The sequence below is a fragment of the Peribacillus frigoritolerans genome, from assembly GCF_030676415.1.
Classification (GTDB): Bacteria; Bacillota; Bacilli; order Bacillales; family DSM-1321; genus Peribacillus; species Peribacillus frigoritolerans_A.
This window is the reverse complement of record NZ_JAUUTW010000001.1, coordinates 202095-227038: the sequence shown is the minus strand read 5'-3', so window position 1 is coordinate 227038 and position 24944 is coordinate 202095. Positions and strand designations below refer to the sequence as shown.

Here is a 24944-nt window from a genome sequence, read left to right as displayed (position 1 = left end):
AGATGCACAAGATTATTTTACCATTTAATTCATTTTTCAGATATTTAGAATCAAGAATAAAAAAATTCATGAAGGGAAAATTAAGCTCGTTTAAAGAACACTTAAGGAGGTAGAATGATGGAACAGCAAAATTCGTTTAACAGCCAACAGCAGTCCGCCGGCTTTATGAAACAGCCGCCGGAATTGGTTACGGTGAAAGATAGCTTATACTTAACCGATATGCTTGCATGGAATCTGAATGCAGTTAAAAAAGCACATTTTTTTGCCACGCAATGCAAGGACCCGCAAATCATTGATGCATTAAATCGGTGCGGACTCATGCATCAACGCCATTACGATACCATTTTGAAACATTTGAACCCGGACCAAAATCAGGGTCAACAACAATATCAATAAAGGAGGGTTCTTGATGCCCAATGAAAACAAAGTCCAAAATCCCGAATCGCCCGTGGCAAAGACACCGCAAATGAATGACAGGGACTTTATAAATGATATGCTTACAACTGAAAAGTACTTTTGTAACTCCCTTTCCGTTGCCCTGCATGAAATGAGTAACCAAGCATTATTCCAAGACATTTTCTCCGTTTCCAAAGAAAATCAGGAGATGCAGCGTGAACTCTATAACCTTATGTTCGAAAAAGGCTGGTATAGTTTAGAAAAGGCGCAAGCTACCAGCTTAGGACAATCGTATCAACAATTTTCCGGTTATAAAAATCAATTTCCATCTGGAACGAACATTCAATAAGCAAACATTCTGGGGGGGATTCTGCTCCTTTTATTTTTGTGCTACAAAAAAAGCCGGCCCATGGGGGCCGGCTTTATATTTAGATATCCGTAGAAAACATATACTTCTTATAGTGATACCGAATGCTGAATATTAAGCCCATGGCCATCATGTTCCCCATTAGCGAACTTCCTCCATAACTGACAAATGGAAGCGGAATCCCCGTAATCGGCAAAAGGCCTACAGTCATGCCGATATTTTGAAAAACGTGGAACGTCAACATGCTTATTACGCCAACACAGATATATGTATAGAAGTTATTTTTCGTGTCCATTCCCGTTTTTGTTATGTGGTAAATCAATAGGAAAAACAAGGAAATAATGATGCTTGATCCGATGAAACCGAATTCTTCACCGATGATGCTGAAAATGAAATCCGAATGACTCTCAGGCAAATACACTTCCCTCGAACCGATTCCCTTGCCAGTGGTCTGGCCGGAGCCGATAGCCAGTAAGGATTTGGTTAAGTGATACCCTTCGGAGCTGGCATAATTATATGGATCCAGCCAAGAATAGATACGGCCGAATTGATAGGATTTTACCCCTAGGTATTTTTCCAGGAATTCCGGCTTCCAAAGTACAAAGTATAGGACCACTGAAGCGACGACAATTCCTCCCGAAACGATCGGCAACAGGATTTTCCATGATACCCCTGATATGAAAATCATTCCGAGCATGATTGACATGATGACAAGCGAGGTACCCAAATCCGGCTGTTGCATGATTAACAATAAGGGGGCACCAGTCACAAGACCGATTTTAATAAGCAGCCAGATATCCGTTTGAATCGTTTTCAGCGTGTTTTTGAGATGATGGTTTGAGATAACATTTGCCAAAGCCAAGATCAGGAAAACCTTCATAAATTCCGACGGCTGAATCGAACCGATTCCCGGAATGATGAACCAACTTTTCGCACCATTCCGGACAGGAACGATGGAATCTGGCATAATGATCAGCAAAAAAAGCAAAAATAATCCGAAGCCATAGGCATACCAAGATATTTTTTTTAGTTGGTCCGAATCCAAGGTGATGAACCCCAATACGATTCCGATTCCTACTATATACCAAAAAATTTGTTTAATTAAGAAGTTTTCAGCGTACTGTCCAGTCGTTTGGGCACTATAGATTGCTAAGCAACTTCCAACGCATAATAACAGCAATATTGTGACCAAAGAAAAATCTATTCGTGATGAAAATTTATTTTGTTCTTCCATACTTAACTCTCCCTTAAAAGGCTCCTGCGATACATCTATAAATACACTTATTCATTATACTTTAAACAAATAAAATCACAACTATATAGAAGAATAGTTTACAGGCTTCATGGAGTTATTTCCATGAAGCCTGTAGGCAGGGGGAGCTATGCATATGATTCCTTTTATTTTTTCCGGTTCAACATTCTGCTGACCAATCCATGGCTCGGGGAAAAGAGAAAGGCCAATCCGAATAATATGGCAGCCGAACCCACCATGCAACCTGATATCGAGGCATCCAAAATGGTGGCTGAATAATAGCCGGTGACGGAACTTAGCACCCCGACCCCGATACTGACCAATATCATGCGGCTTAAACGGTCTGACAGCAGATAAGCCGTTGCCGCAGGTATGATGAGCATTCCAACTACTAAAATGGAACCTACACTATCAAAAGAAGCTACAGTTGTAAGTGAAATGAGGCTCATCAATAAATAATGAAAGAACAGGACAGGAATTCCCATTGCAGCCGCAAGTGATGGGTCAAATGACACGAGTTTAAACTGTTTGAAGAAAAGGAAGATCAGTATGAGGTTCAGGATAAAACAACTGCCAACTATCCAAACAGCTTTTGGTCCAGCTTCGATTCCCGCGATTGTCATCGTGTTCCAGGGAGTATAGGCTATTTCACCATAAAGGACATGTTCCAGGTCAAAATCTATTTGTTGCGTATACAAGCTCACGAGTACGATCCCCATTGCAAAAAGGGAAGTGAATACAATCCCGATCGCTGCGTCAGATTGAACGCCTGACGATTGGAAAAGCTGGATCAAGAATACGGTAAGCAAACCGAGCGCAGCAGCACCGATAAGCATTGGAACAGAGTCACGGGTCCCTGTTATTAAAAATGCCAGTACGATTCCCGGCAAAACGGAATGACTGATGGCATCCCCAATCAACGTCATTTTCCTGACTATCAAAAAGCATCCTAATACACTGCAAGAACCCGCCACTAATGCTCCGACTAAGATAATCCAAAAATCATTCATGATGAGTGGCTCCCTTTCCTTCTATCCTGTTCGAGAGAATATTTCTTTTTCGTCGATACCCTTCTCCATATAGATGAAAGCACTCCACGTTTAGGTGCAAAAAGCATGGAAAAGAAAAACCATACCGTCGCGGATAAGACAATTAACGGTCCTGTTGGCAAATCATTGACCGATGTACTGATCAACGTTCCAGACACACCGCTCAACATTCCGAATATACCAGACAGGATGACCATGATATGCAGCCGCTCCGTCCAATACCTCGCAGAAACCGCAGGCGTGATCAGTAAAGATGCCATCAATACGACGCCTACCGCCTGGATACCGATCACCACAGCTGCCACGATCAGCATCATGATGAAATAATCCAGAAAAACAACCGGCAATCCCATCCCCTTAGCAAACCCAGGGTCAAAGGACAGTAATTTGAATTCTTTAAAAAATACGGTACAAGTGAAAATGAGAATAAAGGAAACCGTCATCATCATATATACATCGGACATGACCATTGACGCCGTCTGCCCGAATAAAAACGTATCCAATCCACTCTGGTTTCCATACTCGCTCTGCTGGATCTGCGTAAGCATGACAATTCCGAAGCCAAAGAAAGAAGATAAGACGATTCCCAAGGCCGCATCCTGCTTGATCTTACTGTATCTCGTAAGCACACTGATCAAGAAGACAGCCACTAAGCCAGCCAGGCCAGCACCTATTAGAAAGTAGGAAGTAGATTTCACTCCAGTTAACATAAAGGCGACACAGATACCGGGTAACGCTGCATGTGCAAGCGTGTCGCCAAGCAAAGACTGCTTTCTGAGGTAGGCAAAGCTGCCGATGACCCCGCTGCTTAATCCGAGGAACATCGTGCCAAGCAATATCCACCTTGTATTTGGATCAGTAATAATATCCAGTATGTTCATCGTGTACACCTCATTTTAATAAAAGGCCGGACTTAGTGTCTGATAGTATCGCTAGGCGGCCTCCATAGGTTGCCTGTAAGTATTCGGGAATGAACACTTCATCTGTCGGACCTATTTTCATCACCTTTTTATTCAATAACATCGTCCAGTCGAAATATTCCTTCACGGTGGATAGATCATGGTGCACAACAAGAACGGTTTTGCCTTTTTCCTTCAATTCCATAAGCAATTGTATGATTGCTTTCTCTGTTGCGGCATCCACCCCTACGAACGGTTCATCCATAAAGTAAATATCCGCTTCCTGTGCCAATGCACGAGCCAGGAATATCCGTTGCTGCTGTCCACCTGATAGCTGGCTGATCTGGCGGTTAGCGTATTCAGCCATCCCCACCTTTTCCAGGCACTCCATCCCCTTCTGCCTTTCGGACTTACCTGGTCGCTTCAGCCATCCGAGATGACCATATCTGCCCATCATCACGACATCGAGTGCGTTGGTCGGAAAATCCCAATCAACTGACTCCCGCTGTGGTACATAGCCGATACTCTTCCTCATCGATTTATAAGTAGATCCCTTTATTGTGATTTGTCCCGATATTTTTGGGATCAATTCGAGTATTCCCTTTATCAAAGTGGACTTCCCTGCTCCATTGGGGCCTATGATACCGATTAAATTCCCTTCCGGCACCTCAAATGAGACATCTTCGACAACCGGCTTCTTATGATAAGCAATTGTTAAATTCTCGACCTTCAAAGCTGCTTGATTCATAGTTTCTCCCCCTTATTTCAAAGCCCGGACGATGGTGTCGGTATTATGACGGACCATTCCGATATACGTTCCTTCTTCCGTCCCTTTTTCACCCATGGCATCCGAGAACAATTCACCGCCGATTTCCACTTTGTGGCCCTGCTTACCTGCTCCTTGAATGACAGCCTCGATAGCCTTCCTTGGTACGCTTGACTCAATGAAAATCGCTTTTATTTTGTTCTCCACAAGATAATTCCGCATATCCGTCACATCTTTTGATCCATATTCCGATAAAGTATTGATCCCTTGGAGCCCTCTTACGTCCAGGCCATATGACTGCCCGTAGTATCCAAAAGCATCATGTGCTGTAACGAGCACCCGTTGATCTTCTGGTACTTTATTAATTTCCTCTTGAACATATTTATCAAGTTCCTCCAATTGCAGAACGTACTCCTCATGATTTTCACGATACTCTGCTTCATGTTTCGGATCCTTGGCAATCAATTCTTTCTTAACTGCCTCCGCCGCAACGATCCAAAGCTTTACATCAAACCATACGTGGGGATCATGTTCCGTTTCACTCACTTTGCGAAGTTGGTTCTCCTTGAAGTCCTCCGTTACGGCAATCGTCGGTTTATCCTTGCTCATCATTTCGAATATATCCGTCATTTTCCCTTCAAGATGCACACCGTTATAAAAAATCATATCAGCCGAATCCAGTGTCTCCACATCACCCTGTGTCGCTTTATATAGATGGGGGTCGACTCCCGGTCCCATTAAACTGGTGACCTCGACATGTTTACCGCCGATATTCTCAACCAAATCCCCAATCATTCCCGTCGTTGTAACAATGGCCAACTTGCCATTGCCGTTATCCTTTTCGGCCGTATCATTGCCGCACCCTGTTAAAACCAGCAATGCAGCAAGCACGCCCCCAATAGATTTTAGAAAACCCATCCATATTCCCTCCCTTTTTCATCTTTCAAAAATAGTTTGCCATGTGCAAAACTAAGTGTAAATTTTTTTACATTGTCGTAAATGCTAAAAAGTTTCCTCTACACAACTTATTTTATACTATACACAAATATACGGAAAAAGTGCAACTATTTTTAAACATTTCAAAAAGGCCAATGACTTTTATACACAACAAAAACCGTCTGGAATCTCTACTAGGGAGCTTCCAGACAGCCAGTCATTTCTATGGAACGTAACGATGAAATTATATTTATATTGCGGAGTTTTAATGGTGAATATAAACTAGGGAAGCTATTTCGGGCCGATGGGAAATTCACGAGTAAATGCGCAGATTTCACGAGTAAAGTGGCAAAATTCACGAGTAAACGCGGATTTCACGAGTAAAGTGGCAAAATTCACGAGTAAACGCGGATTTCACGCGTAATGCCGCGGAATTCTTGACGGGCAACCGGCATTCCATGTGCATTGCCACTCATTTTTCCTGTTTCAAGGAAATGGCCAAGTAAGCAAATCCCAATTCGATTCCGCAAAGCACAAACAGGGTGAATAAAGTTTGGAACATCATGATCTCCTCCTCCTCTAAGACTTAAACAAATCTTAAAGGATGAAACCCATACCAGAACAAGACCTTATTTGAAGAAATCTTCGGCAGCCTCACACTGTTCTCTTGCCCTGAAATGGGTTTCATACTGTACAATATAAAAAAAGAAAAAACGGTGATACCATGACAAATATTAAAGAAATAGCTCAATGTGCTGGTGTATCTGTCTCAACAGTGTCTCGTGTATTGAATGATCATCCTTATGTAAGCCCCGATAAAAGAAAGTGTGTTTTAGAAGCCATCGATCGTTTGAATTATTCGAGAAACATCAACGCCATTCATCTTTCAAAAGGCAAAACAAATCTTATCGGCATCATCATCCCCTTCAACAATCACCCCTATTACGGGGCAATCGTTAACGGAATCACTAAACAGGCAAATGCAATTGGCTGTCATATCGTCATCTTTCAAACAAATTATGACAGAGAGAAAGAAGTCCAGGCTTTGAATATGCTGCAAATGAAGCAGCTCGATGGCATTATCGTTTGTTCAAGGATTTCGGAAATGAAAATCCTCTTGGATTACCAAAAATACGGACCGATTATTTTATGTGAAGATACAGCCCAGGCTGAATTCTCATCCATCAGCATTGATCATTATGCAGCTTTCTCCTGTGCCCTTGAGTACGTGGTTGCTAAGGGATATAGGAAAATTGGTTACAGCCTCGGCCGTAAAAAGAGCAGAAATAGTTCTCTTCGTACAAAGGCCTTTAACGATATCATGAGTAAACATCAACTGATAAACAATAAAGAATGGCTGTTTGAAGGCAGTTATCACATCAAAGACGGTGAACAATTGTTTCAGGAATGGAATTCAATGATAGATAAACCTGAAGCCCTCATCATCACGAATGATGACACCGCGGCAGGCTTCATTCTTACCGCTAAGAAATCGGGTATAAGGGTACCGGAAGATGTGGCCATTCTCGGTTTCAATAATGATAGCCTGAGTGAAATGCTCGACATTACGACCATTTCCTTACCGCTGGAATGGATTGGGAAAATGGCAGTGGACCTATTTGAGAATCCTGAAGTGGTCAAACATGTAAAACTGGACTACGCCCTTATAAAAAGGAGGACCGTTTAATTTTTGTATATCGTCATTTGAATTCTTCCTAACTGCCATCATTCATTAACTAGGAAAAAATAACCACATAAAATAATCATTGCGATATCACAGAAGTTATTTTATAATTTTGATATAGTAAAGTTTACTCAATTACTAGCAATCTAGTTACGATTTCATGAGTATAATCGTTCGACGTCACTTACAAGCTGACGCAACGATATTAGAAAATTGAATACTTCCTCATTTACCGATGAGTTAGAGGCTGCAGCTTATAAAAGTAGGACGGACGAGATTCTGGAAAATCAAAGACTCCGTTTGAAAGGATAAGTTGCCGAAGTTAGGGTATATTCCATGTATATTCTTGCTGGCGGTGTTACCGAACAGGAACACCACTGTCACGTTTTTTCAAAAAGCGTGGGGAGCTATCTTCGGAAGGATAAACGGGTTTATTACAAACAGCCGTCGATCTTTTTCGACTGCTGTTTTTTTATTTTTCGTTCCCTTCCAATAAAAAGGAGTGTAACATCAATTGTCAAATTCACAATCAGCATCAAGCCCTACTGAACTTAAAAGAAGCCTGAAAGCGCGTCATTTAATGATGATTTCATTAGGTGGAACGATTGGAACAGGTTTATTTTTAGCAAGTGGCGGTGCCATTCATTCAGCCGGTCCCGGCGGTGCCTTGGTGGCATACGCGGTAATCGGCATCATGGTTTATTACTTAATGACAAGTCTTGCAGAAATGGCAGCGTTCATGCCAGTGGCCGGTTCGTTTCGTGTCTATGCATCCAAATTCGTCGATCCGTCTTTCGGTTTTGCGATTGGTTGGAACTACTGGTATAACTGGGCAATCACCATTGCCGCCGAATTGGCAGCCGTTGTCTTAATTATGAAGTTCTGGTTCCCGGATAGCCCTTCATTTATCTGGAGTGCCATTGCGTTAATCACTATGTTTCTTATCAATTACATGTCCGTTAAAGGTTTCGGGGAAACGGAATTCTGGTTTGCCATGATCAAAGTCGTGACAGTCGTCATTTTCTTGATCACGGGTGTCCTGATCATTCTCGGGATCATGGGTGGGAATGACCCAATTGGTTTTTCCAATTTCACAATGGGCGAAGGTCCCTTTAACGGAGGGTTCTTCACGATTCTAGGCGTATTCATGGCTGCCGGCTTTTCATTCCAAGGAACGGAATTGCTTGGAGTGACGGCTGGTGAAAGTGAAGATCCAGAAAAAAATATCCCAAAAGCGATCAGATCCGTTTTCTGGCGCATCCTCTTGTTCTATATCCTTGCCATTTTCGTTATTGGAATGATCATTCCGTTTACGGATTCACGTTTATTGAGTCAAGATGTTGCCGTAAGTCCATTCACGCTTGTCTTTGAACGGGCCGGCCTTGCATTTGCTGCATCCATCATGAACGCGATCATTTTATCATCCGTACTCTCTGCCGGTAACTCTGGCATGTACGCTTCAACCCGTATGCTATGGGACTTGGCACGTGATGGGAAAGCACCGAAATTCCTTGGCAAGTTAGATAAAAGAGGCGTACCCGTAAATGCACTAATCGTGACTTCTTTAGTTGGCTGCGTTGCATTCTTAGCTTCGTTTTTCGGAGATGGCGTCGTTTATATCTGGTTATTGAACGCTTCAGGCATGGCGGGGTTCGTCACCTGGGTCGGGATTGCAATTGCCCATTATCGTTTCCGCAAAGCCTACGCAGCTCAAGGCCTTGATATGAATGCTTTACCATACCGGGCAAAAGGCTTCCCATTCGGGCCTATATTCGCCCTTGTCCTTTGTATAATCATTATCATCGGACAAGGGTACCAAGCTTTCAGCAGCGATGGGATCGACTGGAATTCAATGTTTGTTTCCTACATTGGCTTGATTCTATTTTTCGTCCTATGGTTCGGCTATAAAATTAAGCATAAAACGAAAATCATTCCCCTTGAGGAATGTGACCTTAAATCAAAATAATACGCAAAGGACCTGTTCTTCTCTAATCGGAGAAGAACAGGTCCTTTTTTTCATTTCAAATGATAAACACGGCATTCATATGGACGCAGGGGTTTGCTGGAGATGCCTTCTTCCTCCTGATCATAATTACCGATCAGCCTTGTAGCCGAATGAGCATGCAGCTCTTCAGGCAAAGTATAGGAGGCCTGCTCTTCTTTAAAGTTGCATAGCACCAACAGCTTTTCTTCTTCAAATGATCTCGTGTAGGCAAATATTCGTTCATCATCCGGCCAAAGCAGTTCAAAACGGCCATAAACGACTATTTCATGTTTCTTGCGTAATTGGATAAGCTTTTTATAAAAATGAAAAATGGAATTCGGATCATTGTAGGCTATTTCTGCATTAATCTCGGGAAAATTGGGATTAACCTTAATCCAAGGAGTCCCTTTCGTGAATCCTGCGTTCCGGGAGTCATTCCACTGAATCGGTGTCCTCGCATTATCCCTGCTGCGGGCGTGGATGGCTGACATCATCCGCTCCTTTGACCAGCCATGTGAAAGGACGAGTTCGTCGTATGAATTCAATGTTTCGATATCCCGGTATTCATCAATGCTTTCAAATGCAACATTGGTCATGCCCAGTTCTTCCCCTTGGTATATATAAGGTGTACCTTGAAGCATGTGAAGACAAGCGGCAAGCATCTTTGCGCTTTCAATACGATACTTTCCATCATGACCAAACCTTGAAACAACCCGGGGCTGATCATGGTTGTTCCAGTATAAACTGTTCCAGCCATCCCCCTCCAAACCAGTCTGCCACTTGGAGAGAATTCGCTTTAAATCGGTTAGCTTCCATTTATCGTTACTCCATTTCCCTTCTGGTCCGCTCCCCAAATCCATATGTTCGAATTGAAAGACCATATGTAGCTCACCACGATCTTTACCTGTGAACAATTGTGCTTCCTCCGGTGTGACGCCTGGCATCTCCCCAACCGTAATCACGTCATGTCCAGAAAGTGCCCGTTGATTGATTTCCTGCAAAAACTCATGTATGCGCGGGCCATTCAGGAAAAAGGGGCTTCCATCACCATACTGCTTCTCATGATGAACGGCTCCATCTGAATAGCTTTGATCTTTTGAAAGGAAGTTGATGACATCCATCCGGAAGCCATCGACACCCTTATCCAGCCACCAAGTCATGATGTTGTAGATTTCTTCACGGAGCTTAGGGTTCTCCCAGTTTAAATCCGGTTGTTTCCTGCTGAATAAATGTAAATAATATTCATCGGTTCCTTCATCATATTCCCATGCTGAACCTTTAAAAATGGACTCCCAATTATTTGGTTCTTTTCCATTCCTGCCAGGTTTCCAAATATAATAATCACGTTTCGGATTATCTTTTGAGGAACGGGATTCCTTGAACCACGGATGTTCATCTGAAGAATGGTTAACCACCAGGTCCATCATGATCTTCATTCCACGTTCATGAACCGCCTTCAACAACCTATCAAAATCAGCCAGGGTCCCGAATTCAGTCATGATTGCTTTATAATCACTGATATCGTACCCATTGTCATCATTGGGAGATTGATAAACGGGGGATAGCCATATCACGTTGACACCCAGCTCTTGTAAATAATCGAGCTTCATCAAGATCCCGTTTATATCACCAATACCATCGCCATCACTATCCATAAAACTCCTTGGATACACTTGATACACAACTGCCTCTTTCCACCATACTTTGTCCATGCTTTTCCCCCTTTTTAGCCGCATTGACACAATCATTACACCAATACCCTATTATAAAGGGGAAAACTCCAGAATATTCTACTTTTATTCGGCTATTCCCGTTTGAATCATTTCAATATCCAGATCGACCTCGATTGGAATATCGGGATATGCCTTCTCCCAATGTTTTAGATCGAAATTTCTTGTTTTACTTTTAGCGTGATCACCGAGTGCAAGCGGATCTATATGGTTCTCCTGAAACATGGTTACCATCTCATTTAACTTTTTACCAATGACATGCTCGGCCCTGGCCTCTATTTTATTCAGGTCGACCGCTTTGCCCAAGTCATAGCCTTGGACCTCTAGCAGACTCGCTTTCATTTTCACTTCAATCCTGACCTTGGGGTCTTGATTGGCATTCGAGATATGATAATGGACACGTGACTCCACGTTATTGATATCCGTAAAATCATTTTCCTTCCATTTAATTTCATAACTCCCCAGCTTAAAGTTTTCACTAAGGACTTTAAATAAAAATCCGTCCTCATAAGGGATATATTTACCGATATAACGATCCTTTTTAAACAAGGCGATCCCTTTTACCCGTATTTTTCCTTCTGCCGTTTCCAATAAGGGCAAGACCGGGTCGATTCCTTTACCATGACTCGCATATAAATACCTGTGCAAATCTACATCAGGCAAATTAGTCCTTATATTCTGTTCAATCAGCTCTTTCACTTGGACCCCTGGAGTTTTAATCAACTTCGGCTCCATTTTAACTACATCCTCCGCTTTGCCATGAGCGACCGCTAAATACAAATCCCTTCCCACCATTGGGTCACGCCTATATGTATCGACATAATCATTCAACCCATCACCTGCCAATTCTGCACCATAGAGTATGACTGTCAGTCTCCCGCCAACAATCGGGTATGGTGTTTTTGCATTCTCTTGCTGGCGGGCCGCCTTTATATCATGGGAGATCGCTTCATATACTTCTTTACCTAAATTTGCTTCCTCCCCAGGCTGGGGAACGCCGACAACGACCGTACCTTTGATTTTTTTGTCTCCGGCATCATCATAACCTACGACTTCAGCAATTAAAATATCTTCTAATATTTGCTTTTCCACGCCGCAAGCTGTCATCAAGAAACAAGCAAATGTAATCAAGATGAGTTTGATTTTCATGATTTATGACCCCTACCTTTATAGACGATAGACTGCCATATGAATAAGAGAGGAAGATATAAATAAATGATATAAAAACCTATTTGCGAACTAATCGTGTTAAACTTATCGATTCTATAGCGGTTATCCAAAAAAATGCAGGAAACTAAGATGATAAGCAGAATGAAAACCAACACTTTTTTCTGTCTAAATCCAAATACTCTTTTCGCTGTCCTGCTTGCTGCCCAAACCCCTATGCAAACATTCGGCAGCACCATGAACAGCCAAACGGAAATACCTATGTATTCGAACCTTTCAATGAATGGAAGGTCCACAATTTTCCATAACGTCAAAGTTGCCCAAATTACATCTTTCAGCTGATCTTGATGATAGTAGGCTAATGAAACAATAATCGATACCAAATATATCGACATAGTAAATAACGCCCCTAATTGGGCCCACTTTTGCGATTTTTCACGGTTTTTAATGAATGGGTAATAAATCAGGAGTAATTCAAAACCAAGGTAATTCAGAGTCATTTTCTTACAGGCCTTCATGATTTCCAAAAAGGAATGATCAAGAAAAGGGCCCAAATTTTCAAAGTGGGCATACTTCAATGGGAAATAATTCAACAGGAATAATGGCGATCCGATGATAAGCCCGATTATACAAAAACCAGTAATGACCCTGAACCCTCCCGTCACAAAACTGTACACGAGAATAAGAATGAAGGTTATTAGCATCAGGATATTAACACCAGGGAACATCCAAACTTGAATGACTTCTAAATAAGTCCTGATAAGAATGATGGAGATCATTATAAAGTAGAGGATGAATAAAATATTGAAAGCATTTCCTACCCATTTACCAAACAAATCCTTGTGGATGGCAATCAAATCAAGTGTTTGGGGGCCCCTGCCTAAAAGCTTGAAACACATCCAAAGCAGAACATTTATGATTAACCCTGATAGGAGGACAGATATCCATGCGTCTTGACCAGCCTCTTTCGCTATGACCCGTTCAAACCCCAATATCCCTACTCCAATCTGCATGCCGGGCATGAGGAAAAAAACAAAAAATGGAGATATTAGTTTAGTTTCATTTGGTTTGATTTCCATACCTTCTCACCGCTTCCTACACCTTATTCATCAATATCACTATGGGAGTTTCTTGTTTCTGCCTCCTTCCTTATCCTTAGTGGATTTTCCGTCCGCAAAAATTGCGGGCGTTTTTTCTGCTTTGAAAAAGGGAGGCGAATCAGGCTATCTTTAAAGTCATGAATTCTTAACGGGTAAAGCGGGTCTAAATAAGGACTGCCAAGCGAAGTCAACTTCAATAAATGACTTAAAATGAATGCACTGCATAAAGCTATTCCAAACAGTCCGTATAACTGGGCTGCAATTAGAAAAGGGAAACGGATAAGGCGAATCGTATTACTGATTTGGTAAATCGGCACCGTAAATGAAGCCAAGGCGGCCAAAGCGACAAGCATCAACAAGACATTACTGACAAAACCCGCTTCCACAGCGGCTGTACCGATGACTATACCGCCAACAATACCAATGGTAGAGCCAACCTTAGCAGGCAGCCTGACCGCTGCTTCCCTCAGCAATTCGATCGTCCCTTCCAGCACGATCGCTTCCAAGATCGGCGGAAAAGGGATCACTCCCCTGGATGATATTAAGATTGGCAGCAAATCCGTTGGAATCACTTGATAATGATACGTTAAAACAGCAACATACAGAGGCGAAGACAAAACGGAAAACAACACTGCAAAAAGACGAATCAAACGGAATGAAGTACCAAGATTCCAAATTTGAAAATAATCTTCAAATGACGAAAAGAATGAAATGATGGTATTGGGACCAACTAATGCATGAGGAGATCCATCTAACATAATCCCTATTTTCCCTTCCGATAATACACTGGCAAGATGATCAGGACGCTCCGTATCAATCAGTTGGGGAAAAATCGAATTCCGATTATCCGTGATCATCTGGCTTACAAACGAAATATCGACGATCGTATCATACTCAATATCTTCTATTCTCTGCATGACTGTATTAATGACCTGTTGATTTACAATCCCATCTATGTAGAGAACGGCTAATCTTGTTTGCGAGATGCTCCCGACCCGAAATTCCTTGGACTGTAATTCAGGAGTGGGCAACCGGTTACGGATCAGATTCAAGTTCGAATCAAGCGATTCAACAAAGGCCTCCTTGGACCCAACGACCGTATACTCCGACTCGGGTGTGGAAATTTGCCTTTTCACACTGTGGACACATGGAATCAGCAAACACATTTCATTATCTTTCTTGTATTGAATCATGACCGATCCGGCCAATACCAGCCTTTGAATGTCTTTTATATCTGTCGTCAATTTCATATCTTCCATCGGAATATCGCTTTTTAATTGCTTTAGATCCTTCTTTGGTTGATTCGAAATGACAGCCAGTACTTGTTCATGGAGCTGTTGTGCACTAACCAGTGAATTGAAGTAGGAGATGGTATAGCCATCATCATTCGGGAATTGGAAAGTAAGAAAATCATTAGATGCTTTAAACTTTTTAAGTAGTTCCTGAAAATTCTTGGAAGTAACCTGAAAGGGTGCTGCATCCGTTTCCCTCCTGCCCTTAAAAAACCTCACCATTCCCACCCCATTCACTGTCCAAAGTTTTTAGTTCACTCGATTATTGTAACCACCCTATTTAAAGTTAGTCATGATTCACTGATATCCTTAAAATAGGAAAAGACCTATCCGGAATCCACCGGATAAGTCTTTAAACGTCTTGATTCTTTAACGATTACCCATTACCTTGGGCTTGGAAAAATGCGTGTTACAAGTTCACGGAACTCTTCAGCGAATCCTGCAACGGGTTTTCCATTCTCAATATCATTCGCATACCCTTCCATTCTTTGAACAAAGTCCGAGTTTGTCGACACATAAACTTGGTCTACCGATGGATCGGCTTCCCTTACTGTGTCAGCAACTCTTTCTTTAAGGTCATTCGAGATATCCCTATCCCCGCCGCCGTCTTTTAATACAGCTCCTACATAGGCATTATTTTCAGTAACGATGACGCTTGCGTTATTTACTTCCTTCAAGGCTTCCACTCGATTTGAGATATCGTCGGAGACCCTTATATCGTTTATGTCATTATCATTGTTGTTGTTATTATTAGCATTATTGTTATTATTAACATTTTGTCTTGTGTCGTTTACATTCATCGGATTATCTAAATTATCTTGATGGGTACGATTCAAGCCAAGATTTTCACTGGCACCTTCGTTATCATTAGGTGAACAACCTGTAATCACTAAAGCCATCATCGCACTTGATACTATCGCTTTATAATTCATTTTCTTCACTCCTCTAAAATCATTTACCATTACTATTTGCGAGGAGAGGATAGATTATTCAGAAGAAGTGACCTTCAATCCGATAATTCCAACCAAAATAATACTGACAAATACCAAACGCACCGCATCCTTAGGCTCGTTAAATACGATGATGCCTACCAGAACAGCCCCAAGAGCCCCTATTCCGGTCCAAATTGCATAAGCTGTTCCCATAGGCAGGGTTTTTATCGCCGATGATAGAAGATACTAATTTCGTAAAACCCTCGGTATACTTTACACTTGTCGCTCATACCACTTCAAATAATCCTGCAATCACCAATTGAATCCAAGCCATCTTTTTTCCCTCCGTGTACGCAGATTCGCGTTTCTCTTGGACCATTCCGGTAAAATTCAACCGAGGAACCCTAGAAACTCATTATTTCCATACTCTATCATGTACATTTTAAATCGATCAAACACTTCACTTATGCATCGCTTCTGTTTCTAAGCTTCCACTTGTCACCTTTTATTGAAAACCAAATATTTTTAAAGGGTTCAGGTATTTCTTTAGCCGCATCAACCGTATATTGTACGGCTTCTTTTTTATATTGAACATCTTCAGTGATTTCTTGCTGTGTCATGGCGAGTTGGTCCGTCTCCGATTTAATCTGGTCCGTTTTAGCCTGGATACGTGTAACGGTTTCAGTCACATTTTCAATTGTCGGTTTGGAATCCTTAAATGTTTTAAAAGCAAAAAACGCTAAATAGATAATCGATCCGATAAAGAGGGCAAGACTAATATATACAATGACCACCTAGATTCCTCCTTTTATTTTACCTTTACTATACCCGTAATAATTGAGCAGAAAACGAATCCCCATGTATTTTCTTTTATGCCTGGTCATATTATTGAAAGAAAAAGGAGGAATGAAAATGAATCAAATGCCTCTGCTTAAAGCCTGTTTTAAAGCTGGAATCCACTTCATTAGACATATGACCATACAGCAGGCTGCCACTATTGCAGGAATCATTTTTTTAATCATTCATCCAGAAGTTTTTAGCCCCCTTTGGCTTACATTGGCAACCTCCGTCTTGATTCTGCTCTTGCTTTGAGGATTGTTAGTGACCTCCAGCACACTGGTTCAGATATCGATTTCTTCGCTATCATTGGGCATCCAGATCTGGAATACACCGAGGATATCCAACAACATTCTTCTCTTGGCTTTAGAAGAATGTTCCTGCACGGATCAAACTGCCATGGAGACTCGAACATTAATTTTGCTAGGACTGCTTCTATGCTAACTATCATATAGAAGTACATACGGAAACCAAGCTGGCAAAAAGGCCGTCGCATAAACTCCATTACACCTTTATATTCACTCTTCTGAGATAGCAGTTTAATAATGTGCCCACTTGGATTTCACCCTTACTGCTAGGGGATTTCAATTTCTTCATAACGATGATCTATAAAGTTTAATCAATCGATTGATTAAAAAGGAATTTGACTTGAACCCCTTGTGACAGCAGAACTTTACTTCCCTCCCCTTCATATATTGATTACACTACATTTACCATTTTATCAAACGGAATACTATTAGAAAATTACAAAAAATGTGTATAATTAGGCTATATTCGTTAACTCTAAAGGAGGAATCATAGTCATGGATACTCTCATTCAACAGTTCAGGAATTTGCCCACCACGGCGATTTCAGATGCAATGGAAGGGTTGAGCAATCTGGATTCAGTGATTAAACCCTTAAAGGAAGAATTTCATATGGCCGGACGAGCTTTGACTGTACAGATGCCCGTCGGTGATAATTCAGCCGTGTTAAAAGCAATCGGCGAAGCAAGGCCTGGGGATATAATAGTCGTTGACAGCAAGGGTGATACATACCGGGCTATAGCAGGAGATTTTGTTGTCGGCATGATGCAGACCATGGAAATTGGCGGCCTCGTTGTCGATGGAGTCATTCGCGATCTTGAAGCCATTAAAGAGATGAATTTCCCTGTTTTCAGCAAAGGGACAACTGTTGCCTCAAGCGGCAAGGCAGGTGTTGGCCAAACCAATATCCCCATTTCCTGTGGAGGTGTCACCGTATTTCCAGGGGACATTATCATAGGGGATATAGATGGAGTCGTGGTCGTGCCACAAGCAATGGGTAAAGAAATCCTGATCAAAGCAAAAGATAAAATCATGAAAGATGAACAGCGTGCTGAAAAATATGCAGGGAAGCCTGATGAAATAAGAAAGTATATTGCCATGATGACCAATAAAGCATGATCTAACGCATATAAAAAACAGGCAGGAAGCGATGGCTTCCTGCCTGTTCTTTTCATTAGCATTATTTATCGGTTTTATCTTCCTTTGAACCTTCTTCATCATATGTGTAATCATAATCAGCAGGGTCTATCGGTTTAAAACCATTTGGAGTATAGAAACGGAGTAAGTCGCCGTTCACTACTTGGTCGGATAAATTGAGCATCGTTTCAGCTCTCGTTTTATAATTGAGGATGGCATCATTTTCCTCGACCAATTCCCCTGTATCCGTATCGTAGTATTTCCCTTTAATGGAAGTGACATCCGGTGTTACAAAATCACCATTCCTGAAAGGTACCACTTCATTATGATCTTTTGACAATAAATCGGAACCGAATTGTACATAATCTTTAGATTCAATTCCTAACAGATGCAATAAAGTCGGGAGAAGGTCAATCTGTCCTCCGTATTGGTGCATTTCCCCACCTTCAACACCTGGAACATGAATCAACAATGGTACACGTTGCAATTGGGCATTCTCAAATGCACCAACATCCTTGCCAAGCACTTTTGACATGGCTTCTTTATGGTTTTCGGAAATACCATAGTGATCACCATACATAACGATTACCGAGTTATCATATAGACCAGATTCCTTTAGATAATCGAAAAACTCTTTAAGCGCCTCATCGGCATAGCGTGCGGTTTGGAAGTAACTATCAACGGAAGCATCGCCTGTCGTATGCTTACCGATTGTTGCTTTTTCCTGGTCCATGGTATATGGGAAATGATGAGATACCGTTATGAATTTTGTATAGAAAGGCTGTTTAAGCGTTTCTAACATTGGAATCGATTCCTTAAAGAAAGGCTTATCCATTAACCCATAACTTAGTACTTCCTCTTTATTTTCCATATTATAATGGTTTGCATCGAAGAACTGATTAAAACCAAGAGACTTATACATATTATCCCGGTTCCAGAAAGATTTGTAATTACCATGGAACACAGCAGATGTGTATCCTTGTTGTCCTAAAATCGCTGGTGCTGCTTGATACGTATTTTGGGAACGGTTTGTAAATGCTGCCCCCTGTGGTAAACCGAACAGGGAATTTTCAAGCATGAATTCGGCATCCGCTGTTTTACCTTGGCCTACTTGATGGAAGAAATTATCAAAGTGCATGAAATCTGACTTATCTGCTGCAAGTGAGTTCAAAAATGGAGTTACTTCTTCCCCATTCAACTTATAATCGATCAGGAAATTCTGCATCGATTCCAAATGCAGGTAGATAACATTCTTACCTTTGGCTGCACCAAAATACTCAGGGTTCGGTTCAGCGCTTGTTGCCTTCGTATAGTTGACGACTTCGGCGATATCCGTGCTGTTTGCAGTCGCACGCTGAGCATATGTTTTAGTATTCTGAACGGCATCATAAACCGTATAGTTGAACATGCCTAAATATTTGACGATATAGTTCCGGTCGAATGTTCTTGATAATAATTGCGGGCGATCCTTTTCAGCAAGTCCCAAATTGATGGCGAAAATTGCAAGTCCCGCTAGGTAAACCAATCCAACTGTACGGCGTTTGACTTTGAAGTCTTCCACTTTAAAGTCTTTGAATCTATACAATACGATCAAAAGAATCGTATCAAGGAAATAAAATACATCATGACCTTTAAATAATTCTAAAATACTCGGTCCCAAATCCCCGGCATTTTGCACTTGCGTCAAGGTTGGCAATGTAATGAAATCGGTAAATGAACGGTAGTATACAATATTGAAGAATAACCATAAGGACATCAATAGGTTCAACCTGATGATCCATTTAAACGATTTTTTGCCTCTAGCCAATAGTGCCAAGCCAAAGAATAAAATGGCTGAACTAATCGGGTTTATGAACAGTAAGAACTGTTGCAGGCCATTTTCAAGACCTAAGTTAAATTCAATTCGATATCCAATATAAGTTTTTATCCAAAACAAGACTACTGCAATAAAGAAAAAGCCTAGTATATTATCTGCAAATAAATGCCGGCTTTTTTTAAGAAAATTATTCATGCTTTCACCTCTATTAATCTAGTGGTTTATTTATATAAATTTTTACAAACTTACAAAAGACGGAAAATCGGAACCCTTATAATAGCATTCTTTCACTTGGATAGTCAAGATTGTGAAAACCACCTTTTGTCACATCCATAACTCTTATATCCAGAACACTTCTTTAGCTTATGAAAAAGCCTTTGAAAAAACAACAGAGTTTCGCCCGTCTCGAATGTTCAGCGCACCTATAACAAATATATAGGAACTCCATGTCTTAATCCAATAAATATTACCGTAACTTTTTAGGGTGACTGCGGATGACAGTCACTTTTAATTTCACGTCCTTGAGCCTTTTCCATTATAAACGACTCTTTATAAAAAAACCAGTACATTACAAAATATGTAAAGATATAAACCTTAAATTATTGAAGGCTATTGAAATTCCCAGGATTTCTTTCCCGATAATTCGACATTTGTAAATGGATTGCCGGTTACATGGATGCATCTCTCCTCCGCACTTTTGTTACCCCATTCAAAATCCAAGCCTGCAAAAGTTTGACCCGTTTATTATTGCGTCCTGCCGCTCTGAAATCCCATAAAATAACAAATGAGTTTCGTGTAATATCGACATCATTCCCTTCAAAAATTTTTTTCTGAAAATGATGATCATAATGTTTTTATATTTTACTTTCCAGGATAATTTTTATCATCCATATAAGATTCAATTTACCAAATTTCACTTAAATTACAATTTAAAAACCCCTCCTGGAACCGGAAAGTCTCAAGTTTCCATACATTTGTCATTATAATAGGAAGAAACTGATTTTTTCATATTGGCTGAAGGGTTATATTCTTTCGTTAGGAGCCCATATGAGCCATAGCTGCGGCAACAGGTGTTGAATATGGCCCTTGTCCTTTTCATTCCCCTTAATTGGGTTATGGGCGCCTTATAAGCTTACCTGTGTTTTATAAGAATTCTTTTAGTCCCCTTTGTTAGTATATTGGTTTCATCCAGCTTTATTATAAAAAATAAAAAATCCTGCCCTCGATCGAGGACAGGATTTCCTTTAACCATATTTATATTACTTAATGCCTTCTGAAACTTCTTTAACCATAGCGTTAACAGATTCTAAACCGCCGCCTGATAAGTACCAGTAGTTAGGGTCTAGATAAATGATGTTACCTTCTTTAAATGCTTTTGTATTTTTTACAATGTCATTTTCAACAGTTTCTTTTGCTGCAGCTCCATCACCGGCAACCGCATCTCTGTCTACAACGAATAGGTAGTCAGGATTCTTTTCAGCAATGTATTCGAAAGAAATACTTTGACCATGTGTCGATACTTCCAATTTTTCATCTACTGCAGGTACTCCGAATACATCATGGATGATTCCAAATCTTGAATCAGGTCCGTAAGCACTTACTTTTCCACCGCTGGCAAGAACGATTAAACCAGTTTTGTCAGTTGGAGCTTTTTCTTTCAAAGCATTGATGTTTTCTTCAACACTTGCCAATTCTTTAGCTGCTTCGTCTTTTTTATCGAAGATTTTACCCAAAAGTGTTACGTTTTCTTCAAATGATTCCATATACTTTGTTGTATCTACACCCACAAAAACAGTAGGGGCAATTTTGCTTAATTCTTTATACGCTTCAGATTGTCGGCCAGAAATAAGGATTAAGTCAGGAGCGATTTCGTTGATTTTTTCGAAGTCAGGTTCTTTTAATCCGCCGGCATTTTCAGTTGTACCTTCATATTTAGAAAGGTATTTTGGAAGGCCATCATGAGGGACAGCTGCCACTTCCACACCCAATTTATCAAGAGTATCAAGAGCACCCATATCGAATACAACGACTTTTTCAGGGTTTGTTTTTACTTTCGTTTCGCCTAGTTGGTGCTTAACTGTAATTTCTTCGCTTTTAGCACTTTCTTTTTTCGCGCTTGATTCTTCTTTTTCCTTATCTGATCCACAAGCTACAGCCACTACAGCCAGCATTGCAACCAAAAGCAGTAAAGATAATTTCTTAATCATTATGGTCACCTCGAAAATTTTTTATTTAAAATTACATATTGAATCCTCACCTTCACAGAGTTCACCTTCATCACTTTCCCTGCCATATGAACAGGAGGCGGCTAAAGTCTTGGGCGCCCGCCAACTCTTAACTGCCTAAGAAGCGTACGAGGGGATTCTGGGACGGCTACGAATACTGAAGTAATTTAAAACCAAATGGAATTGTCTTACGTGAAGTACACACAGATTTTATTGTCATTGATACTTTGGATTTCAATATCCATATCATAGATTTCCTTTAATACATTGGAATTGATGACTTGTTCGGTAGGTCCATTATGAACAACCTTGCCATCCTTCAATGCAACAATATAGTCGGAATAACAGGATGCAAAATTAATGTCATGAATGACGATAATGACCGTTTTGCCTAATTCATCGGCCAATCTCCTCAATACCTTCATGATTTGGACGGAATGCTTCATATCAAGATTGTTCAGGGGTTCATCAAGAAGTACATACTCCGTGTTCTGAGCAATAACCATGGCAATGAATGCCCGCTGTTGCTGCCCGCCGCTAAGCTGGTCAAGAAACTTATCCTGCATGTCAGCAAGTTCCATATATTCAATCGCTTCATCGACGTATTTCCAATCCTCTTTGGTCAGTTTGCCTTGTGAATAAGGAAAACGGCCAAAAGCGACGAGTTCACGAATCGTTAAACGGATATTGATGTGGTTAGCCTGCTTTAAGATGGAAATCTTTTTCGCAAGTTCATTGCTATTGAATTTCCCCATATCCTTACCCTCGATCAGGACTTCTCCTGAATCCCGGGTAATGAGACGGCTGATCATCGAAAGGACGGTGCTTTTCCCCGCTCCATTGGGACCGATGAAGGATGTGATTTTCCCTTTCATTATTTCAATGGAAACATCCTCGACAACCGTTTTACTATTATATTTTTTGAATAAATTTTTAACTTCTACCATGATTTATTCTCCTTTAATAGAAGATAGATGAAATAAACACCGCCGACAAAGTTGATGATGACACTCAATGTGGTGGAGAACGTAAAGATCCTCTCTACAATGAATTGGCCGCCGACCAAGGCAACCACACTGATCAGCATTGCACCCGGGATGATATGTTTATGCTGATAGGACTTAATGAATTGATAAGCCACATTTGCAACAAGCAATCCGAGGAACGTGATCGGACCGATCAGGGCAGTCGAAATGGAGATTAAAACCGTAACGACGATTAAAACCCGCTTCGTGACAAAATCATAATCCACACCCAAGTTTATGGCTTGGTCCCTCCCCAGGGACATGACATCTAAATACTTCAAAAATCTCATGAAATATATCATTGCCGCTATCATGAGGATAATAGCTAACGTTAACAGGTCCGTATTGACATTATTGAAGCTGGCGAACATTTTATTTTGAATGATTTGAAATTCATTCGGGTCAATCAATACCTGCATGAATGAAGACATGCTGCCGAATAAGGTTCCGAAGATGATACCAATCAGCAATAGGAAGTAAATATTACGGTTTTTCTTGAACATGAACTTGAACAGCAGGCTGGAAAAAATAAGCATGGCCGCAAGTGTAATCAGGAAATTGAGATTTTTATTAATGATCATGATATGCGTTGAACCGAAGAGGAAAATCACTCCCGTTTGGATCAGCATATACATCGAGTCCAACCCTAAAATGCTTGGTGTCAGGATTTTATTATTCGTGACCGTCTGGAAAATCACTGTTGAAAAAGCTATTGCACAACCAACCACGATGATGGCAATGATTTTTATAACCCTTCTCGGCAGTGCATAATCCCAATTCGGTCCAAGGTCCCAAAAGATATACCCTGCCGTTAAAGCTGCTGCAAGAACAGCCAATATAATGATCCTAATTTTATTATTCATATGCCTTTCTCCTCAGTATCAGATAGATAAATACGGCGCTTCCTATGACACCAACCACGAGTCCGATCGGGATTTCAAATGGATATATGAGGATCCTGCCCAGAATATCGCAGATCAATAGGAATACTGCCCCTAGCAATGCTGTATGAGAAAGACTCTTTTTCAAATTGTCACCAAGGTAAAGGGATACAATATTTGGTACGATCAATCCTATGAAAGGAATCGTTCCCACCGTTAACAAAACGACAGTGGAGGATAATGCCACGATGATCAACCCAAAATTGACTATAAGCTTATAATTGAGTCCTAGATTGATAGCAAACTCCTCACCCATCCCTGCCACAGTGAACTTATTGGCAAAGAAGTATGCGAGAATGACTAGAGGGATACTTAAATATATAAGTTCGTACCTTCCCGACATGATCATCGAGAAATCCCCATTCATCCAAGTGTTCAGGCTTTGAATCAAATCATATTTATAGGCAAAGAAAGTCGAGATGGATCCGACGATATTACCAAACATCAAACCAACCAATGGAATGAAGATCGTATCCTTATATTTCACTTGATCAAGAATTTTCATGAACAAGAATGTACCAGCCAAAGCGAATATGAAAGCGAATGCCATTTTCTCAATAAGTGCTGCCGATGGAAAAATGATAATGGCCAGAAGAAGTCCAAGCCTTGCAGAATCCATGGTTCCGGCAGTCGTCGGGGATACAAATTTATTGCGGCTCAATTGCTGCATGATCAGACCGCTTATACTCATCACAATACCGGCAATGACTATGGTCACCATTCTGGGGAAACGGCTTTGCAGCATGATTTGCACTTTATCATCACTTAGATCCAATAAATCCAGGGGGGTAATATCTTTTACACCAATGAATAATGACGTAAATGATAAAACAATTAACGCCATGACTAAATATCTTATCTTCATCTACATTTCCTACTCTTCCTATCTCAGTTAATACAGCGATAATATTTGTAATTAAATATATTTGAATAAAGACTATCGCAAAGTCACCTATTGAAATGGAAATCATGAAGTTGCAATAGTTACAAGGTTCTTCCATTCGTGATAATGAGATTCATTATCATTATCAGTCATTCTTATTCTATCATTTCATAGACATGTGTCAATATATACAAGGGAATTACTTTGATAAACTCCGCATA

The 24944-nt window shown here is 40.8% G+C and carries 22 protein-coding genes, 1 pseudogene and 1 riboswitch; of the genes and pseudogenes, 6 read left to right on the top strand and 17 right to left on the bottom strand.

From position 1 onward, the window contains the following. The first annotated feature begins 117 nt into the window (after positions 1–117). Positions 118–396 carry a hypothetical protein gene (locus Q8G36_RS01015; RefSeq protein WP_305158567.1) on the top strand — a complete coding sequence of 93 codons (279 nt, stop codon included), beginning with the start codon at positions 118–120 and terminating at the stop codon, positions 394–396. A 13-nt stretch (positions 397–409) separates the two neighbouring features. After that, positions 410–745 (top strand): spore coat protein, encoded by a 336-nt coding sequence (locus tag Q8G36_RS01010; RefSeq protein ID WP_095394034.1) that lies wholly within the window; start codon positions 410–412, stop codon positions 743–745. A 79-nt stretch (positions 746–824) separates the two neighbouring features. Here Q8G36_RS01010 and Q8G36_RS01005 read toward each other — a convergent pair whose 3' ends face one another. From Q8G36_RS01005 to Q8G36_RS00985, 5 genes are all read right to left on the bottom strand, one after another. Further along, the gene (locus Q8G36_RS01005; RefSeq protein ID WP_305158566.1) at positions 825–1997 is read right to left on the bottom strand and encodes an FtsW/RodA/SpoVE family cell cycle protein; all 1173 of its coding nucleotides are present in this window, start codon (positions 1995–1997) and stop codon (positions 825–827) included. A 164-nt stretch (positions 1998–2161) separates the two neighbouring features. Next, entirely contained in the window at positions 2162–3025 is an 864-nt protein-coding gene (locus tag Q8G36_RS01000) for a metal ABC transporter permease (RefSeq protein ID WP_305158565.1), read from the bottom strand. Next, positions 3022–3945: a metal ABC transporter permease gene (locus Q8G36_RS00995; protein WP_305158564.1), complete on the bottom strand. Its 924-nt coding sequence runs from the start codon at positions 3943–3945 to the stop codon at positions 3022–3024. Before Q8G36_RS00995 ends, Q8G36_RS01000 begins: the two co-directional genes overlap by 4 nt. Before the next feature lie 10 nt (positions 3946–3955). Beyond that, positions 3956–4711: a metal ABC transporter ATP-binding protein gene (locus Q8G36_RS00990; protein ID WP_305158563.1), complete on the bottom strand. Its 756-nt coding sequence runs from the start codon at positions 4709–4711 to the stop codon at positions 3956–3958. 12 nt (positions 4712–4723) lie between these two features. Further along, positions 4724–5647 carry a metal ABC transporter solute-binding protein, Zn/Mn family gene (locus tag Q8G36_RS00985; RefSeq protein WP_305158562.1) on the bottom strand — a complete coding sequence of 308 codons (924 nt, stop codon included), beginning with the start codon at positions 5645–5647 and terminating at the stop codon, positions 4724–4726. Between the two features lie 742 nt (positions 5648–6389). On the opposite strand from Q8G36_RS00985, the gene Q8G36_RS00980 reads away from it, so the two are divergent. Then, complete coding sequence (locus tag Q8G36_RS00980; protein WP_305158561.1) at positions 6390–7352, top strand: LacI family DNA-binding transcriptional regulator; 963 nt, start codon at positions 6390–6392, stop codon at positions 7350–7352. Between the two features lie 230 nt (positions 7353–7582). After that, positions 7583–7767, top strand: a riboswitch (Lysine riboswitch). A gap of 96 nt (positions 7768–7863) precedes the next feature. Next, entirely contained in the window at positions 7864–9315 is a 1452-nt protein-coding gene (locus tag Q8G36_RS00975; RefSeq protein WP_305158560.1) for an amino acid permease, read from the top strand. A gap of 50 nt (positions 9316–9365) precedes the next feature. Here the strand turns inward: Q8G36_RS00975 and Q8G36_RS00970 are convergent, their stop codons facing one another. The 7 genes and pseudogenes from Q8G36_RS00970 to Q8G36_RS00940 form a co-directional block, all read right to left on the bottom strand. Next, a complete protein-coding gene (locus Q8G36_RS00970; RefSeq protein WP_305158559.1) occupies positions 9366–11045 on the bottom strand; it encodes a glycoside hydrolase family 13 protein in 1680 nt (559 codons plus the stop codon). Between the two features lie 84 nt (positions 11046–11129). Further along, positions 11130–12212, bottom strand: a complete 1083-nt coding sequence (locus Q8G36_RS00965) for a Ger(x)C family spore germination protein (RefSeq protein WP_305158558.1) — start codon at positions 12210–12212, stop codon at positions 11130–11132. Beyond that, positions 12209–13309 (bottom strand): GerAB/ArcD/ProY family transporter, encoded by a 1101-nt coding sequence (locus tag Q8G36_RS00960; RefSeq protein ID WP_305158557.1) that lies wholly within the window; start codon positions 13307–13309, stop codon positions 12209–12211. The genes Q8G36_RS00965 and Q8G36_RS00960 overlap by 4 nt, the downstream gene beginning before the upstream one ends. A gap of 23 nt (positions 13310–13332) precedes the next feature. After that, positions 13333–14844 (bottom strand): spore germination protein, encoded by a 1512-nt coding sequence (locus tag Q8G36_RS00955; RefSeq protein ID WP_370694002.1) that lies wholly within the window; start codon positions 14842–14844, stop codon positions 13333–13335. Positions 14845–15005: 161 nt separating this feature from the next. Further along, a complete protein-coding gene (locus tag Q8G36_RS00950; protein WP_305158555.1) occupies positions 15006–15554 on the bottom strand; it encodes a YhcN/YlaJ family sporulation lipoprotein in 549 nt (182 codons plus the stop codon). 54 nt (positions 15555–15608) lie between these two features. Continuing rightward, positions 15609–15888 (bottom strand): annotated as a pseudogene (locus Q8G36_RS00945) (DMT family transporter). Positions 15889–16018: 130 nt separating this feature from the next. After that, a complete protein-coding gene (locus tag Q8G36_RS00940; protein WP_305158554.1) occupies positions 16019–16348 on the bottom strand; it encodes a DUF948 domain-containing protein in 330 nt (109 codons plus the stop codon). Between the two features lie 118 nt (positions 16349–16466). Here Q8G36_RS00940 and Q8G36_RS00935 point away from each other — a divergent pair, with 118 nt between their 5' ends. Both Q8G36_RS00935 and Q8G36_RS00930 read left to right on the top strand, forming a co-directional pair. Beyond that, positions 16467–16646: a hypothetical protein gene (locus Q8G36_RS00935; RefSeq protein ID WP_034310080.1), complete on the top strand. Its 180-nt coding sequence runs from the start codon at positions 16467–16469 to the stop codon at positions 16644–16646. A gap of 548 nt (positions 16647–17194) precedes the next feature. Continuing rightward, positions 17195–17815 (top strand): RraA family protein, encoded by a 621-nt coding sequence (locus Q8G36_RS00930; RefSeq protein WP_305158553.1) that lies wholly within the window; start codon positions 17195–17197, stop codon positions 17813–17815. A gap of 61 nt (positions 17816–17876) precedes the next feature. On the opposite strand, the gene Q8G36_RS00925 is transcribed toward Q8G36_RS00930, so the two are convergent. From Q8G36_RS00925 to Q8G36_RS00905, 5 genes are all read right to left on the bottom strand, one after another. Next, positions 17877–19844: an LTA synthase family protein gene (locus Q8G36_RS00925; protein ID WP_305158552.1), complete on the bottom strand. Its 1968-nt coding sequence runs from the start codon at positions 19842–19844 to the stop codon at positions 17877–17879. 1064 nt (positions 19845–20908) lie between these two features. Further along, positions 20909–21853, bottom strand: coding sequence for a siderophore ABC transporter substrate-binding protein (locus tag Q8G36_RS00920; RefSeq protein WP_423806837.1), 945 nt, complete (start codon positions 21851–21853; stop codon positions 20909–20911). A gap of 209 nt (positions 21854–22062) precedes the next feature. Then, positions 22063–22821 carry an ABC transporter ATP-binding protein gene (locus Q8G36_RS00915; RefSeq protein ID WP_305158550.1) on the bottom strand — a complete coding sequence of 253 codons (759 nt, stop codon included), beginning with the start codon at positions 22819–22821 and terminating at the stop codon, positions 22063–22065. Beyond that, positions 22815–23762, bottom strand: a complete 948-nt coding sequence (locus Q8G36_RS00910; protein ID WP_305158549.1) for an iron chelate uptake ABC transporter family permease subunit — start codon at positions 23760–23762, stop codon at positions 22815–22817. Before Q8G36_RS00910 ends, Q8G36_RS00915 begins: the two co-directional genes overlap by 7 nt. Then, a complete protein-coding gene (locus Q8G36_RS00905; RefSeq protein ID WP_252268000.1) occupies positions 23755–24705 on the bottom strand; it encodes an ABC transporter permease in 951 nt (316 codons plus the stop codon). The genes Q8G36_RS00910 and Q8G36_RS00905 overlap by 8 nt, the downstream gene beginning before the upstream one ends. Between the last annotated feature and the right edge of the window lie 239 nt (positions 24706–24944).